The 14,522-nt window shown below is 59.4% G+C and carries 11 protein-coding genes and 1 pseudogene; 5 read left to right on the forward strand and 7 right to left on the reverse strand.

Annotated features, from left to right (window positions below; genetic code table 11):
* Positions 1-18: 18 nt before the first annotated feature.
* The 7 genes and pseudogenes from CHH27_RS22060 to CHH27_RS22090 form a co-directional block, all read right to left on the reverse strand.
* The gene (locus CHH27_RS22060; RefSeq protein WP_094073502.1) at positions 19-4,146 is read right to left on the reverse strand and encodes a PAS-domain containing protein; all 4,128 of its coding nucleotides are present in this window, start codon (positions 4,144-4,146) and stop codon (positions 19-21) included.
* A gap of 409 nt (positions 4,147-4,555) precedes the next feature.
* Positions 4,556-4,762 carry a hypothetical protein gene (locus tag CHH27_RS22065; RefSeq protein WP_094073503.1) on the reverse strand — a complete coding sequence of 69 codons (207 nt, stop codon included), beginning with the start codon at positions 4,760-4,762 and terminating at the stop codon, positions 4,556-4,558.
* Positions 4,763-5,049: 287 nt separating this feature from the next.
* Positions 5,050-6,665, reverse strand: a pseudogene (locus CHH27_RS22070) (NTP transferase domain-containing protein).
* On the reverse strand, positions 6,662-7,357 hold the full coding sequence (locus CHH27_RS22075; protein WP_094073504.1) for an XdhC family protein: 696 nt from the start codon (positions 7,355-7,357) through the stop codon (positions 6,662-6,664). The pseudogene CHH27_RS22070 and the gene CHH27_RS22075 overlap by 4 nt, the downstream one beginning before the upstream one ends.
* A 3-nt stretch (positions 7,358-7,360) precedes the next feature.
* Complete coding sequence (locus CHH27_RS22080; RefSeq protein ID WP_094073505.1) at positions 7,361-7,987, reverse strand: LysE family translocator; 627 nt, start codon at positions 7,985-7,987, stop codon at positions 7,361-7,363.
* Positions 7,988-8,002: 15 nt separating this feature from the next.
* Positions 8,003-8,338 carry an XdhC family protein gene (locus CHH27_RS22085; protein ID WP_094074936.1) on the reverse strand — a complete coding sequence of 112 codons (336 nt, stop codon included), beginning with the start codon at positions 8,336-8,338 and terminating at the stop codon, positions 8,003-8,005.
* 127 nt (positions 8,339-8,465) lie between these two features.
* Positions 8,466-10,076, reverse strand: coding sequence for a phosphoenolpyruvate carboxykinase (locus CHH27_RS22090; RefSeq protein WP_094073506.1), 1,611 nt, complete (start codon positions 10,074-10,076; stop codon positions 8,466-8,468).
* A gap of 507 nt (positions 10,077-10,583) precedes the next feature.
* Between CHH27_RS22090 and CHH27_RS22095 the strand changes: the two genes are divergently transcribed.
* The 5 genes from CHH27_RS22095 to CHH27_RS22115 all read left to right on the forward strand — a co-directional run bounded on the left by CHH27_RS22095 (position 10,584) and on the right by CHH27_RS22115 (position 14,422).
* On the forward strand, positions 10,584-11,282 hold the full coding sequence (locus CHH27_RS22095; RefSeq protein ID WP_094074937.1) for a response regulator transcription factor: 699 nt from the start codon (positions 10,584-10,586) through the stop codon (positions 11,280-11,282).
* A gap of 24 nt (positions 11,283-11,306) precedes the next feature.
* A complete protein-coding gene (locus CHH27_RS22100) occupies positions 11,307-13,124 on the forward strand; it encodes a sensor histidine kinase (RefSeq protein ID WP_094073507.1) in 1,818 nt (605 codons plus the stop codon).
* Positions 13,121-13,588 carry an HPr kinase/phosphorylase gene (locus CHH27_RS22105; RefSeq protein ID WP_094073508.1) on the forward strand — a complete coding sequence of 156 codons (468 nt, stop codon included), beginning with the start codon at positions 13,121-13,123 and terminating at the stop codon, positions 13,586-13,588. The genes CHH27_RS22100 and CHH27_RS22105 overlap by 4 nt, the downstream gene beginning before the upstream one ends.
* Before the next feature lie 136 nt (positions 13,589-13,724).
* Positions 13,725-14,129 carry a PTS sugar transporter subunit IIA gene (locus tag CHH27_RS22110; RefSeq protein ID WP_094073509.1) on the forward strand — a complete coding sequence of 135 codons (405 nt, stop codon included), beginning with the start codon at positions 13,725-13,727 and terminating at the stop codon, positions 14,127-14,129.
* Positions 14,130-14,137: 8 nt separating this feature from the next.
* Entirely contained in the window at positions 14,138-14,422 is a 285-nt protein-coding gene (locus CHH27_RS22115) for an HPr family phosphocarrier protein (protein WP_094073510.1), read from the forward strand.
* The last annotated feature ends 100 nt before the right edge of the window (positions 14,423-14,522 follow it).

A 14,522-nucleotide genomic window follows, 5' to 3' on the forward strand; every position in this document is an offset into this window, starting at 1 on the left:
GTGCGAAGTATCGGACCTTTAGCCTCTGGCAGCAGCCGGAGGCATGGTGTCCTCTTCATAAAACCGGAAGGCGTTGCGGCCGCTGTGCTTGACCGCATAAAGAGCCAGATCGGCCCGCTTGATAATCGCGCTCGGATCCTGGATGTCGCCTGTGATCGGTGAAATGCCGACGCTGACCCCGATCGAGACCAGGTGATCGAAGACCGGAAACGGCGCCTGGAGCTTTCGCACAATGCGGTCAGCGATTTCCGCGGTCCGTTCGTTTGAAGGGCCGGTACCGCCGAGAATGATGCCGAATTCATCCCCGCCCAGACGGGCAATCAGGTCGGAGGACCTGACGCAGTCGCGCAGTCTGTCGGCAACCATCTTCAAGAGTTCATCGCCCGCGTCGTGACCATAGGTGTCGTTGACGGGCTTGAACTTGTCCAGGTCAAGCAGCAACAGATCCGCAAAGGTGCCATCGGTATCGGCCTTGGCTACCGCCTCTTCAAGCTTGGTGTTGAACAATGTTCTGTTGCCGAGACCGGTGAGCGTATCGTGGTGGGCGGCATACTGAATTTTCTCGGCGGCTTCCTCGCGCTGCGTGACGTCTTCATGGGTGCCGATCCAGCCCCCATCTGGCATTGGCGCGTGAACCGCGCTGATGATCCTGCCGTTCGGATGCCTGAACTTGGAGCGGACGACCTCACCGGAGGACAGGCGGATCATCAGATCCATGACGTGTTCCTGGACGTCGCCCTCGAATTCGCCCCGCTGCTTCTCGGCTTCGATCAAATCGATCAGGGTGACACCTTCCCGGACATCCCCATCCGGTTTGCCGAAGATTTCGATATATTGCTTGTTCCACAGCGTCAGGCGACCGCGTTTGTCGAACACGCTGACGCCCTGGCGCATGTTGGCCAGAATGGTCTCAAGTTCCGCCGTACGGTAGCGGGCCTGCCGTTCGTTTTCGGCAAGCTGTTCTTCCATCTGCTTGCTCTCAGTGACATCAAAGAAATTGTAGATGAAACCACCACCGGGCAGTGGTGTGCTCCTGAAATCCAGATACCGTCCATCGGCCGTGGCGCGCACGAAGGCATGCGGTTGATCGGGAGGGAATTGTCTTATTCGTTCGAGAGCGAGTTTCTCGGGGTCTCCAGGCCCGTAGTCGCCTCGCTCGGCATTGTATTTCAGGTAGTCCAGCAGATGAAGTTTCTGATCCAGGACATCCCTCGGAACCTTGATGATGTCGACGGTTTCGTCATTGTAGAAGGACAGTTGAAGGCTGGAATCGAAATAGACGAAGCCGCCGGGCACATTCTCAAAAATGATACGAAGCCGGTCGGACTGGTTCTTGGTTTCGGTGACATCGACGAGAGACAGGACGACAGTGTTCAGCTGCTGGTCCCCGTCCTGATCGACCAGACGGGCATTGAATCGGAGCCAGCGCTCGGTTGTCTGGCCGTTTGGTGTCAGCTTGACCGACAGATCCGTCACCAGTTCCGGGTCCTGGACTGTCAACAGGAACGGGTCGACCTGCCTGTGGTCAATTTCATGGTTCGTCTGGACCTGAAGTTCGGTAGCGCTGGTTCCAACCAGCGCATCAGGCGCATACCCAAGCATATTTGCAGCGGCCGGATTGCATGACAGGATCTTGCCATCGCGATCCAGAAGGAGCACGCCTTCGTTCAATGCCTCGAGCGTCGTCCTTTGAACCAGCTCGGCGACATGGATCGCCTGTTCGGTCTGTTTGCGTTCGGAGATATCGTAGAAATTATGGATCAATCCGCCGTCGGGAAGTGGCGTGCTCCGCGTTTCGATATACTTGCCGTTTGCATCCTGCCGCTCGAAGACCTGGGGTTTGTTCAGGTCGTATTTCCGGTAGCGCTCAAGGGCAAGCGTATCAGGATCACCAGGGCCATAGTCGCCACGTTGGGCATTGTAGCGAAAGAAGTCAAAGAGATAGGGCTTGGTGTCGATGAGCTCATCCGGGAAATCCAGCAACCGCTTGAATTCCTCGTTGCAGGAGGCTAGCCGCAAGGTCTCGTCGTAGTGCACGATGCCGCCCGGGAAATTGTCAAAGATGGACTGCAGCTTGTCTGCCTGCTGCTTGGTCTCGGTGACATCGGTCAGCGAGACCACGACGCCGTCTATGCCGAGTTCCTGATCTTCGTCGATCTGGCGGGCCCTGAGGCGGAGCCAGCGTGCAGGGCGTCCGTCGGTCGGGACCATCCTGGCTATGATGTTTTCCAGGCTCGCAGGATCTCGCGTTGCGCGAACCAGAGGCTCATTGCAGGCGCCGATGCCCTCGATTTCACAGGCGATTCCAAACTCGATATCCGCGACGTTGTTACCAACCAGCTCGCGGTCTGACATGCCCAGCAGGCCGACGGCCGCCGGGTTGGCCGACTTGATTTCGCCCGATCGCGTCAGCAGCAGGATGCCTTCGCTGAGCGAGGCCAGCGTGGTCCGGTGCACGGCTTCCGAGTGCTGGATGATCAACTCGGACTGCTTTCGCTCCGAAATATCGAGAAAACTTGCGACGAGAGCGCCGTTGGGTAGTGGCACACCGCGCACCTCAATGATGCGTCCGTCCGGTGCTGTGCGTTCATAGCTATGAGGTTCGGGGTTCTCGAAGTTGCTGAGACGTTGTGAAACCTGTTCTTCGGCATCGCCAGGTCCGTAGTCGCCACGATTGGCGAGATAGGTGAACATGTCACGAATATGGGGGCGTTTCTCGACCAGCTCCCGAGGCAGCTGCATCAGGTCGATATATTCGTCGTTGCAGACGGAGAGATGGCGTTCTTCATCGTAATAGACCAGACCGCCCGGCAGATTATCCAGAACAGCTTGCAACGTCTCGGCCTGGCGCTTGGTTTCGGAAATATCCGCCAGGGAGATAATGGATGCATCCAGCCCCATCGCGCTGGCGCCGTCTGTGGCATTTGCATCAATGCGCAGCCAGACCGGGTGTTCCTGATCACTCAGGAGAAATCTGGCAGTGTGATTGTTGACTGTCTCCGGGGCTCTCGCGGCCCGGTGCAGCAGGTCCGGGTCCAGATCACCATCTTCGGTGTAACACCGGACGTCCAGGTCCTGAACCTTGCGTCCCTTCAGCTTTTCTCCGGCATAGCCAAGCAGCGAAGCAGCGGCGGAGTTAAACGACTGGATCCGGCCGGAACGGCTGAGAACAAGGATGCCCTCGCGTAATGTCTCCAGTGTTGTGCGCTGGACAGCTTCGGCCTGACGGACCAGTTGTTCCGACCGTTTGCGTTCGGTGATGTCCTGAAAAGCGCCGACCAGCCGGGTCGTGCGGCCATCTTCCATGATAGCGCGACCTGCGCTGCGCACCCAGATGTCGCGACCCTTGGCCGTTATGAAAGGCAGCTCAAGGTCCCAGGCTTCGCCTTTCTTGATCGCCTTGGCAATGGCTTCGGAGATCTGCCGCCGGCAGTCTGACGCATAAAAGGACAGGGCCATCTGAACGGTTGGCTTGAAGTCTGCCTCAACCTCATGAATTTCACGCGTCTTGTCGGTCCAGGTTACGGTGTCGCTGTCGACATCATATTCCCATCCACCAACACCTGAGGCTTGCGTGATTTCTTCCAGCAGATCGCTCTTGCGCTCCACCAGGAGGTGCTCCTTTTCCGCGTCGCTGCGGGCTAGTTCGGCCTGGTTTTGAGCGACATGGGACTTCAACAGCCCAAGAACGACCGTGCCCAGTCTTCGCAGCTGCTCAAGCTGTTCCGTGCTTGGCTCTCTGGGTCTTGTGTCGACGACACACAGGGTTCCGACCGTGTTCACGCCGTCCAGAGACAGGGGATATCCGGCATAGAAGCGGGTTTTCGAACCCGTGGTGACGAGCCTGCTGTTTCGAAAGCGTTCATCTTCCAGCGCATCCCGGACGATGGTCAGGTCGTCTAACTGAATGGCCTGTTCGCAAAATGACCCCTCCCGCGGCGTGCTCCTGGTTGTGACACCGAAACCTGCCCTGAACAGAAGGTCTTCCTTGCCGACAAATGACAGAAACGCCATCGGGGCTTCGAAAATCGCTGCGAGCGCAGCAACAAGCGCTTCGATTTCAGGCAGGCTCTCGGCCTCGAGAATCCGAAGGTCATGCAGCGCGCTCAGGCGTTCTTCTTCAGTATGCCTCCGCACAATTTCCATCGTGTGCCGCGTCTCCCGAAGGAAAAAACCTTGGCATTTTTGCCATAATAGTCTTCAAGCTTAGTTAGAGAACCGCAATAAAGGATTAATCTCCGTAATTTGTGATAAATTGTCCATAAATACAGGGTTGTTGCCGTAGCGGCTGGTGTACTCAGTAGTGAAAACACAAGGCAATTGAAAATGGATGGCCAATTTCGGCGCCGGCCTGGAAACAAAGCGCGAGTCTACGCGCGCAGGGATAACCCTTTATTTTATTTGTAGGGCAAATTACTTGGCCAATGGACGTCCGGGGGACGGGGCGGGCGCAGTCGGAAATGCGGACAACAAAAAACCCGGTCCTGAGACCGGGTTCGAAGGTACGCGGGATGCCCCGCGGAGAACTGCTCTTGTTCTAAGCAGCTTGAAACAGTTAGGCCGCGCGGCGGAAGGACAGGCTCATGCCGCCACCGGACCGGTTGCGACGACGCTCTTCCGGCGGAATGTAGACGATGGCGCTGTGCTCGGTGCAATAAGAAACGCCCGGCTCAACGCGGTTGTTGCACGGGAAGACGTAGTTGCCGGCATCGCCTTCTGCCCATTTGCAGCAGCCCGGACGCGGAAGAGACAAGTCAGCCATGTTGATTTCCTTTATTCTTCTAACCAAGCGGCAAAAGCGCTCGAGCATCCTCGGGAGGAGAGGATCCGAACAGCTTTTGTCAGTAATCGGATTTTATCGGCGCTCGGGACATCATGCGTTGTCCAACCCGAAGGGTGCCCTGCAGCAAGCGCAGGCATTACATAAGCGGCATGTCACAAAAATGCAATAGAATAGCTGGCATTTCCGGGCTGCACTGGGCGCATACCGGGTTAATGTAGCTTTACACTTTACGGGCTCTTACCAGACAATTGTATTCAAGCCATTGGTTAAGAAGAGTCTTCAGGTAACGTGCCACCGGCCGCATGCAGGGCCTCCGGCGTATCGAGATCCAGCCGCGCAGCCGCTCCCAATTCGACCTCCGCCACAAAACCGGAGTTTTCGGCAATGATATGCCGTGCGCCGACATCACCGCTCAAGGCCTTCAGGGCACCAAAATAGCGCCGGTCCCAGAGCACCGGGTTGCCGCGCTTGCCGTCGGCCGTCGCCGTAACGATCAGGCTGGTTTCGTCCTGACGATAGGAAGCCAGCAGCTTGCCGATCGCTGCGACATCGATGCGCGGCATATCTCCAAGCATGATAATAACCGCATCGGTGTCCTGGGAGAGTGCATTCATTCCGGTGCGAATGGACCCGGCCATACCGTCTGCAAAGTCCGGGTTATGTACCAGCGTGATGTCCAGTCCCTCGACTTCCGCTGCAACGGCCTCATTGAGGTGGCCGGTGACCACGATGGTTTGCGCGAGCGGCGCTCCGCTGGCTGCCTCCGCGGCGTGGCGGATCAATGCCTTGCCCTCCAGACGCGCGAGAAGCTTGTTCGGCCCCCCATGCGTGAGGATTTTCCGGCCGCAAGGATGATCGCCGCGACCTTCGGATCCTTGCCCTGGCGCTTCTGTTCTCTCGGCTGAGGCCGGGTTCCGATTTCCATCAACAGGCCTCCAACACCCATCGCGGTGATGTCATCCGGACGAACGTCCAGTCCGGCGAGCAGGCGGTCGAGTACCCAGTCAAAGCCGTTTTCCTTTGGACTGCGGGCACAGCCCGGTGCGCCAAGTACCGGACGCCCGGCCAGGTCTCCGAGCATGAGCAGATTGCCGGGGTCGACCGGCATGCCGAGATGGTGCACGGTACCGCCAGCGAGGTCCAGTGCGGCGGGCAGGACGTCCTGCCGATCCACAACGGCAGAGGCGCCAAACAGGATCAGGAACTCCGCACTCTGCTCGAGCAACTCCCGCATGGCTGCGGCAACGGCATGTTCCTCGTGAGCAACACGAAGTTCACCGGCAACCGAGCTGCCCGAGGGGCGCAGGCGGTCCTCCAGAACCCTGCGGGTCTTGTCCATCGTCGCCTCTTTCAGATGAGGCAGACGTGTCGCGACAAGTCCGACTTTCCGCGGTGCAAAGGAGGCAATCCTGACCGTGTTCGCCAGTGCTGCTTCGGCCGCGGATACCTTGTCCTCCGGAAGGGCAAAAGAGATGACCTTTGCCGTGGCGACCATGCGCCCGGCGCCGACCTTGCTGTGATTGGGCAAGGTGGCAAACGTGATGGCGGGATCGATGCGGTTGGCGGCGGTGATCGCGGCGGCGTCCACCACCAGCACGCCATCACGGTCTGCGTAAAGGTTCATGCGACCGGTAAAGGCCTCATCCGGGCTGACACCCGGCCCCATTGCGGACCGCGCGAGTCTTTCTGCCGCCGTATCTTCACCGATGTCCCGTGTATCCAGCCTGGCAACCACCAGGCTGTCGATGCCCTGCGCGGCCAGCTCGTCACAATCTTCCTGCGTGAGGTGGTGCCCCTTTTTCAGGACGCGGCCGGGCAGTTTGGTCTTGTGCGCCAGAATGCAGCCCGCTGCTTGCGCGACCGGAAAGGGGCCGAACTTCACAACCCGGCTCCCGGCGCCTTGCGCATGGCCTGGATGACCGAGCCAAGGACTGCAACGGCAATTTCCTCCGGTGAGGCTGCACCGATATCGAGCCCGATCGGTGCGTCGATACGGTCGAACAAGGCGGGGTCCAGGCCGGCCTCGGCAAACCGCTCAAGCCGTTTCCCATGCGTCTTGCGGCTGCCCAGTGCACCGACATAGAAACAACCGCTCTTCAGGGCTTCGATCAGCGGAAGATCGTCGATTTTCGGGTCATGCGTGACAGCTGCAACCGCCGTGAAGGCATCGAGGGGCGCATCTTTCAGAACATCTTCTGGCCACTCCGCCTTGAGGCTTCCACCTGGGAAACGGTCTTCCGTTGCAAAGGCGGTACGCGGGTCGATGACCGTTACATCGAGACCGGCAATCCGGGCCATCGGCACAAGCGCCTGGCTTATGTGAACCGCACCGATTATCACCAAGCGCGGCGACGGCAGCGACACATTCAGGAAATGCTCGCCGGCCTCAAGCGTCACCATCCCGGATTTTCCCGAGCGAAACCGCTTGCCGAGTTCTTCCGCCAACGGATCAGCGGAATAATCCTCCTGTCCACGGATCAGCCGCTGGCTGCCATTGGTCATATCGGTGACCAGAATGGCGGCCCGGCGCGCGGAGCGATCGGCATTCAGAGCCTTTAAAAGGGACAGATCCATGGATCAGGCACGGTCCGTGGCAAGTTTGAAACCGAGCCCGACCAGCAGGGAGCCGCCCAGCCAGCGGGTCAGATCCTGGGCCCTGGACGACCTGGTCAGCCGCTTCTTCACTTCGGAGGCGAAGAAAACGGTCACAAGATCAGCGGATGTAAAGGCGCAGTTGACGATGGTACCGAGGATCAGGAACTGCATCCAGATCGGCAATCCGGCGTCCGGGCTGACGAATTGCGGCAGGAAGGCGATGAAGAAGACAGCCACCTTCGGGTTGAGCACTTCCACAAGAACACTGTCGACAAAGGCGCGCCGCGTGGATTTTTGCGGCAGGTCCGGCATCGGGCCGGCGGCAACGCGCGTGCGGATCATCTGTACACCGAGAAACACCAGATAAGCGCCACCGACCAGTTTCAACACCATGTAAAGGGTCGGCACGGCACTGAAAATGGCCGACAGGCCAAACGCCGCCGCAAAAACGTGGGCATAGCAGCCCACGTGAATTCCGGCTGTTGCCAGAAGACCGGCGCGCCGGCCGCGCGAGATGGTTTGGGCTGCGGTGTAGAGAAGCGCAGGGCCCGGCATATAGGCAAAGAGGGCGGTGGCGGCCAGAAAGGCGAGGAGGGTTTCAGTGCTCATGAAGGGACGTCCGGATCAGGCAACGGGTTCGACGTAGACCCTGATCCGGCCGCCGCAGGACAGACCAACCCGCCAGGCGGTCTCGTCGGCCACACCGAATTCAAGGGTGGTTGGAACCCCACTATCAATCACATCGACCGCTTCGGCAACCACCGCGCCCTCGACACAGCCGCCGGAAACCGAGCCTTCGAAATTGCCGTCGGAATCGATCACCAGGTGGGAGCCGACCGGACGCGGTGCGGAGCCCCAGGTTTCAACCACGGTGGCAAGTGCGACGGAACGGCCGGCGCCGCGCCAGTCTTCGGCGGTTTTTAACACATCGGCGACGGGTGAGGTGTCGGTGGCAGGCATGGGCATCCCCTTGGAACAAGCCTTCAATATAGGACTTTCCGCAGGCGAAGAAAGACGGCAGAACGCAGAAACGGCACCTGGCGCAGAGGCCAGGTGCCGTTCCGGATCAGATGGCTTGTGCTATCTGTTATTCCGCAGCCATCCGGCAGGCCGGAGCCGCGCTTTTGACAGCGCCGTCGACATGATCCTCGAATGCCTCGAAATTGCTGACGAACATGTCGACCAGCTTGGCGGCCTGAACGTCATAGGCTGCCTTGTCGTCCCAGGTGTCGCGCGGTGTCAGGATCGTGTCGTCGACCCCGTCCACGGAGACCGGGACCTCAAAGCCGAAATTGGCGTCGGTGCGGAAGTCCGCATCCTTCAGGCTGCCGTTGAGAGCGGCGGTCAGGAGTGTGCGGGTTGCCTTGATCGGCATGCGGTTGCCGGTGCCATAGGCGCCGCCGGTCCAGCCGGTATTTACCAGCCAGCAATCGACATTGTGCCTGGCGATCAGGTCCTTCAGCAGGTTCCCGTATTCCGACGGGTGCCGCGGCAGGAACGGTGCGCCGAAGCAGGTGGAAAAGGTCGCCTGCGGCTCGGTGACACCCTTTTCGGTGCCGGCCACCTTTGCCGTGTAACCGGACAGGAAGTGGTACATGGCCTGGGCCGGCGTCAGCCGCGCAATCGGCGGCATCACGCCAAAGGCATCGGCGGTCAGCATGATGATCGTCTTCGGCATCGGCGCACAGCCGGTGTCGCTGGCATTGGAAATGAAGTGGATCGGATAAGCGGCGCGCGTATTTTCGGTCTTCGAACCGTCGTTGAAATCCGGAACACGCTGGTCGTCGAGAACAACATTTTCCAGGACCGTGCCGAAACGCTGGGTCGTGGAATGGATTTCCGGTTCGGCCTCGGCGCTGAGCTTGATGGTCTTGGCGTAACAGCCGCCCTCGAAATTGAAGACGCCGCTTTCCGACCAGCCATGCTCGTCGTCGCCGATCAGCGTGCGGGCCGGGTCTGCCGACAGTGTGGTCTTGCCGGTGCCGGAGAGACCGAAGAAGACAGCCGTGTCGCCTTCATCGCCCACATTGGCCGAGCAGTGCATCGACATCACGCCTTTGGCCGGCAACAGGTGATTGAGCATGGTGAAGACGGACTTCTTCATCTCGCCGGCATAGGACGTGCCGCCGATCAACACGATCTTGCGGGTCAGGTCGACGGCGATCACCGTTTCGGTGCGGCAACCGTGCCGCGCCGGATCGGCCTTGAAGCTCGGCAGATCGATGATCGTCATGTCCGGGGCAAACGCTTCAAGTTCGCTCACCTCAGGCCGCAGCAGAAGATTGCGGATGAAAAGCGAATGCCAGGCGAATTCGGTATAGACCCGGACCGGCAGCCGGTGCGTGGCGTCCGCACCGCCGTAAAGATCCTGTGCGAACAGTTCCATGCCTTCCGCATGAGCCAGGAAATCGGCAAGCAGCAGATCGAACTTGTCCTTCGGCATCTGCGCATTGTTGTCCCACCAGACCGTGTCCCGGGTTTCCTCGTCGAAGACAACGAACTTGTCCTTGGGGGAGCGGCCGGTGTGAATGCCGGTTTCCGCGACAATCGCGCCGCCGGCAGCCAGCTTCGTTTCGCCGCGGGACAGGGAATACTCGTAAAGCGCAGGCTCGTTCTGGTTCCAATAGAGCGCCTTCAGCCCCTTGAAGCCAAAGGTTTCGCAGCCAATGGAGGGATTCCTGACACCTACTTCTTGCATCTTCCCGCAGTCCTCGTGATGTGGGCTTTTGTCGTCGCCGGAAAAGTTAAGAAAAGCTGAATCCGGCGTTAAGGGCTGCGAACGTAGTGGAATGCCCATGGGGCAGCAAGACTACCAAAGGAGCTATGTCATTGTTTAATCGATTAAAAATCTACATTAAATTTTGGATGATTAATTTGGAGGGCAAACTAATAAACGAAACCTTCGATATGTTCATTTTGCTGAATGAAGCGAAAGAAAACGCGTTAATATCGCGCTTGCGGGGCAGGTGTGCAAAACCAGGCTGGACATTCCTTGCCCAAAGGTGACAGAAAGATGTTCTCTTGAAATCAAGTCGTCCAATCCCCACCAATTCTGCCGCCCGGAAGGTCTTTGCGGTCCTCGCGCGTTTCTCATGAGGGTTTGCCTTAATTTATGCGCATTTAGCAGGCCAAAGGCTGTGTGTTACATTTATGCTGAATAACCGACGCGCGCCTCATGGCGCTGCCGGAAATGGAAAAACAAAGCATGCCAACAATTGCTCTGGTCGATGATGACCGCAACATCCTGACGTCCGTTTCGATTGCGCTGGAAGCAGAAGGCTATCGCGTCCAGACCTATACCGACGGAACGTCTGCACTGGACGGTCTTCAAAGCGATCCACCGGAACTGGCGATCTTCGACATCAAGATGCCACGCATGGACGGGATGGAGCTGCTGCGCCGCTTGCGTCAGAATTCGGATCTGCCGGTGATTTTCCTGACGTCGAAAGACGACGAGATCGATGAGTTGTTCGGCCTCAAGATGGGGGCGGACGACTTTATCCGGAAACCGTTCTCGCAGCGCCTTCTTGTGGAGCGCGTGCGTGCGGTTCTGCGCCGTGCACAGCCGCGGGATGCGTCGGCACCGCGCGACGACGCGGACAAACTGCTGGAACGCGGGCAACTGGTCATGGACCAGGAGCGGCACACCTGCACCTGGAACAACAAGCCGGTGACGCTGACCGTGACAGAGTTCCTGATCCTGTCCGCCCTGGCGCATCGCCCGGGCGTGGTCAAGAGCCGGAACGCGCTCATGGATGCGGCCTATGACGATCAGGTCTATGTTGACGACCGCACCATCGACAGCCACATCAAGCGCCTGCGCAAGAAGTTCAAGGTGGTTGACGACGACTTCGACATGATCGAAACCCTTTACGGGGTCGGGTACCGGTTCCGAGAGGTCTGACCGGAAGACGCGCACGGACGATAGATGGCGGTCGACAGTGAGCACGCAGACGAGGTTGCCGCCTCCGAACCGCAGAACGGTTCGGAGCGCTCCCGGCTGCGCCGGCTTGGCAACAAGCGGATCCGACGCCGTCTTCTGAGCCAGCTCGGCCGCATCTTCGGCACCTATGTGCTGTCGTCCCTGACCCGGCGGATCATTGCGATCAACCTTGTTGGCCTGCTCGCGCTGGTCATCGGCATTCTCTACCTGAACCAGTTTCGCGCCGGTCTGATCGACGCACGTGTCCAAAGTCTGCTGACCCAGGGCGAGATCATTGCCGGCGCAATCGCGGCGTCCGCGACCGTCGACACCGGCACGATCACCGTCGATCCCGAACGGCTTCTGGAACTGCAGGCGGGCGAAAGCATCACGCCGACCCAGGAAGACCTGGAAAGCCTCGACTTTCCGATCAATCCGGAGCGTGTCGGGCCGGTGCTGCGTCGCCTGATCTCGCCGACCAAGACCCGCGCCCGGATCTATGACCCGGAAGGCATCCTGATCCTGGACAGCCGACATCTTTACACCAGTGCCCAGATCCTGCGGTTCGATCTGCCACCGCCGAATGCGGAGGAGGAAGGCTTCTGGGACGCGCTCTGGCAATGGACCAAACGCTGGCTGCGTCAGGGTGACCTGCCGATCTACCAGGAAGTTGGCGGCGGCGACGGACGCGCCTATCCGGAAGTCGAGGCGGCACTGGCCGGATCACCTGCGAGCGTGACACGGATCTCCCAGCGGGGAGAGCTGATTGTTTCTGTTGCCGTGCCGATCCAGCGCTTCCGGGCCGTGCTGGGGTCCCTGTTGCTGTCAACACAGGGCGGTGACATCGACGCCATCGTGCGCGCGGAACGCATCGCGATCATTCGTGTGTTCCTGTTTGCCGCAACGGTGACCATCTTGTTGTCGATCCTGCTGGCCGGGACCATTGCCGGCCCTGTCAGGCGGCTGGCGGCTGCGGCCGACAGGGTGCGCAGGGGCTCGAACTCGCGTGAGGAAATCCCGGACTTTTCGGATCGCCAGGATGAAATCGGCCACCTCGCCCGTGCGTTCCGCGAAATGACCAACGCGCTCTACAACAAGATCGACGCGATCGAGCAGTTCGCGGCCGATGTGGCGCATGAACTCAAAAACCCGCTGACGTCGCTGCGCAGTGCCGTTGAGACACTGCCCCTGGCCCGCAACAAGGAGTCCCAGGACCGGCTGATGGAGGTGATCCAGCATGATGTGCGACGTCTGGACCGCCTGATCAGTGACATCTCCGATGCCTCGCGGCTCGACGCGGAGCTGGCGCGCATTCAGTCCGAGACGATCGATATTGCCGAACTTCTGCGTAACATGGCCGATGCTGCCAACCAGCGCTCCGGAACGGAGGAGGCCGGCGTCAAGCTGACAGTGGCAGACGCGCAAGGGACCAGGCCCTACCTGATACAGGGGCACGACATTCGTCTCGGCCAGGTGATCAGCAACCTTTTGGACAATGCCCGCTCCTTCTCGCCAGCCGATGGAATTGTTCATGTGGATCTCAGCCGGGAAGGCCGGTGGATCAAGATCACCGTGGATGATGACGGACCGGGTATTCGAGCCGAGAACACCGAACGCATCTTTGAACGGTTCTACACGGACCGCCCGGATGGCGAAGGCTTCGGCAACAATTCCGGTCTCGGATTGTCGATCTCGCGTCAGATCATTGAAGCCCATGGCGGCACAATCTCCGCAACCAATCGTCTTGAGCTGCAGGCTGACGGCGGCCAGAAAATTGCCGGAGCGCGGTTCCTCATCCACCTGCCGCTTGGACAGGGCAAGTGAGCCAGCCCGCCACGCACGCCAATTGCCTGATCGTTGGAACTGCCGGTCTGCTCCTGCGTGGAGAAAGCGGCAGCGGCAAAACGGTGCTGACCGACTTTCTGGTCGAGGCGGCAAGGGCCAGAGGCAATCTGGGTCTGCTGGTTTCAGATGACTATGTGCATCTGACACGTCGAGACGGGTCATTGATTGCGTGTGCACCTGAAACGATTTCGGGAAAGATGGAAGTGCGCGGATTTGGGTTGGCAGAGGCTGCCTTTGCCCCTGAAGCGCACATTGATCTGGTCGTCGACCTGGTGCCGGTCGAGGACATGGAGCGGCTACCGGAAGTTCCGCTCGGTACCGTGCGCCTGGAAACTGTGCAATTGCCACAGCTCGATTGCCCGGAAAATGACCCCGTGCTTGCGGTGCGGCTGATCCGCTGGGCCCTGCGCCGCCTGACACCGCACAGCACCGACTATATTTAGAGCACAGCGGGTGTTTTTTGCTTGCAACTGGTGAAGCGGTTGAAGAGAGTGCAACAGACTGGTAAACGCCCGGCTCCATTCGGATCCCATTTCGGGTCCTGAGCCATAGAAACCCGATAGTCAGGCAATACGACGCATGATTGGACTTGTACTTGTGACGCACGGACGCCTCGCCGAAGAATTCAAGGCGGCGCTCGAACATGTTGTCGGTCCCCAGGAGCAAGTCGAGACCATCTCCATCGGCCCCGATGACGATATGGAACAGCGGCGCCAGGACATACTTGCCGCCGTCGAAGCGGCCAATTCCGGCAAGGGTGTTGTCCTGCTGACCGACATGTTCGGTGGCACACCTTCCAATCTTGCGATTTCGGTCATGGACAGCAAATCCGTGGAAGTGGTTGCAGGTGTCAACCTGCCCATGCTGATCAAGCTGGCCAGCGTTCGCACGGACCGGGAACTGGCCGACGCGGTCGACGAGGCCCGTCAGGCCGGCCAGAAATACATTTCCGTCGCCAGCCAGGTGTTGTCGGGACAGAACTAAAAGAACTTATGACAACACAGAGCGACCTGGAAAAAGACCTCACGATCATCAACCGCCGCGGGCTTCATGCGCGTGCTTCTGCCAAGCTGGTCAAGCTGGTGGAAACCTTCGAGGCCGACGTCATCGTCTCGAAGGATGGCCAGACCGTTGGCGGCACCTCAATCATGGGCCTGATGATGCTGGCCGCCAGCCCTGGCTGTTGCATCAAGGTGAGCGTTACCGGGACTGACGCCGACGCGGCTCTTGCCGCAATTACCGAGCTGGTTGAGAGCGGCTTCGGCGAAGAGGACTGATGTTTTTAAGGGCGCCTCTGCAATCGGGCGTCCGCATCGGCAACAGGTCTGTTTCCAGTTGAAGTGCCGGCCCTTTCCATTAGCGATTTCAGGGGAACAC

The organism is Labrenzia sp. VG12 (assembly GCF_002237595.1).
Lineage (GTDB): Bacteria > Pseudomonadota > Alphaproteobacteria > Rhizobiales > Stappiaceae > Roseibium.

What these genes read in the sequence shown, in the direction of transcription:
- CHH27_RS22060 (WP_094073502.1), bottom strand. Translation starts at nt 4,146, where the DNA reads ATGGAAATTGTGCGGAGGCATACTGAAGAAGAACGCCTGAGCGCGCTG.
- CHH27_RS22065 (WP_094073503.1), bottom strand. Translation starts at nt 4,762, where the DNA reads ATGGCTGACTTGTCTCTTCCGCGTCCGGGCTGCTGCAAATGGGCAGAA.
- CHH27_RS22075 (WP_094073504.1), bottom strand. Translation starts at nt 7,357, where the DNA reads ATGGATCTGTCCCTTTTAAAGGCTCTGAATGCCGATCGCTCCGCGCGC.
- CHH27_RS22080 (WP_094073505.1), bottom strand. Translation starts at nt 7,987, where the DNA reads ATGAGCACTGAAACCCTCCTCGCCTTTCTGGCCGCCACCGCCCTCTTT.
- CHH27_RS22085 (WP_094074936.1), bottom strand. Translation starts at nt 8,338, where the DNA reads ATGCCTGCCACCGACACCTCACCCGTCGCCGATGTGTTAAAAACCGCC.
- CHH27_RS22090 (WP_094073506.1), bottom strand. Translation starts at nt 10,076, where the DNA reads ATGCAAGAAGTAGGTGTCAGGAATCCCTCCATTGGCTGCGAAACCTTT.
- CHH27_RS22095 (WP_094074937.1), top strand. Translation starts at nt 10,584, where the DNA reads ATGCCAACAATTGCTCTGGTCGATGATGACCGCAACATCCTGACGTCC.
- CHH27_RS22100 (WP_094073507.1), top strand. Translation starts at nt 11,307, where the DNA reads ATGGCGGTCGACAGTGAGCACGCAGACGAGGTTGCCGCCTCCGAACCG.
- CHH27_RS22110 (WP_094073509.1), top strand. Translation starts at nt 13,725, where the DNA reads ATGATTGGACTTGTACTTGTGACGCACGGACGCCTCGCCGAAGAATTC.
- CHH27_RS22115 (WP_094073510.1), top strand. Translation starts at nt 14,138, where the DNA reads ATGACAACACAGAGCGACCTGGAAAAAGACCTCACGATCATCAACCGC.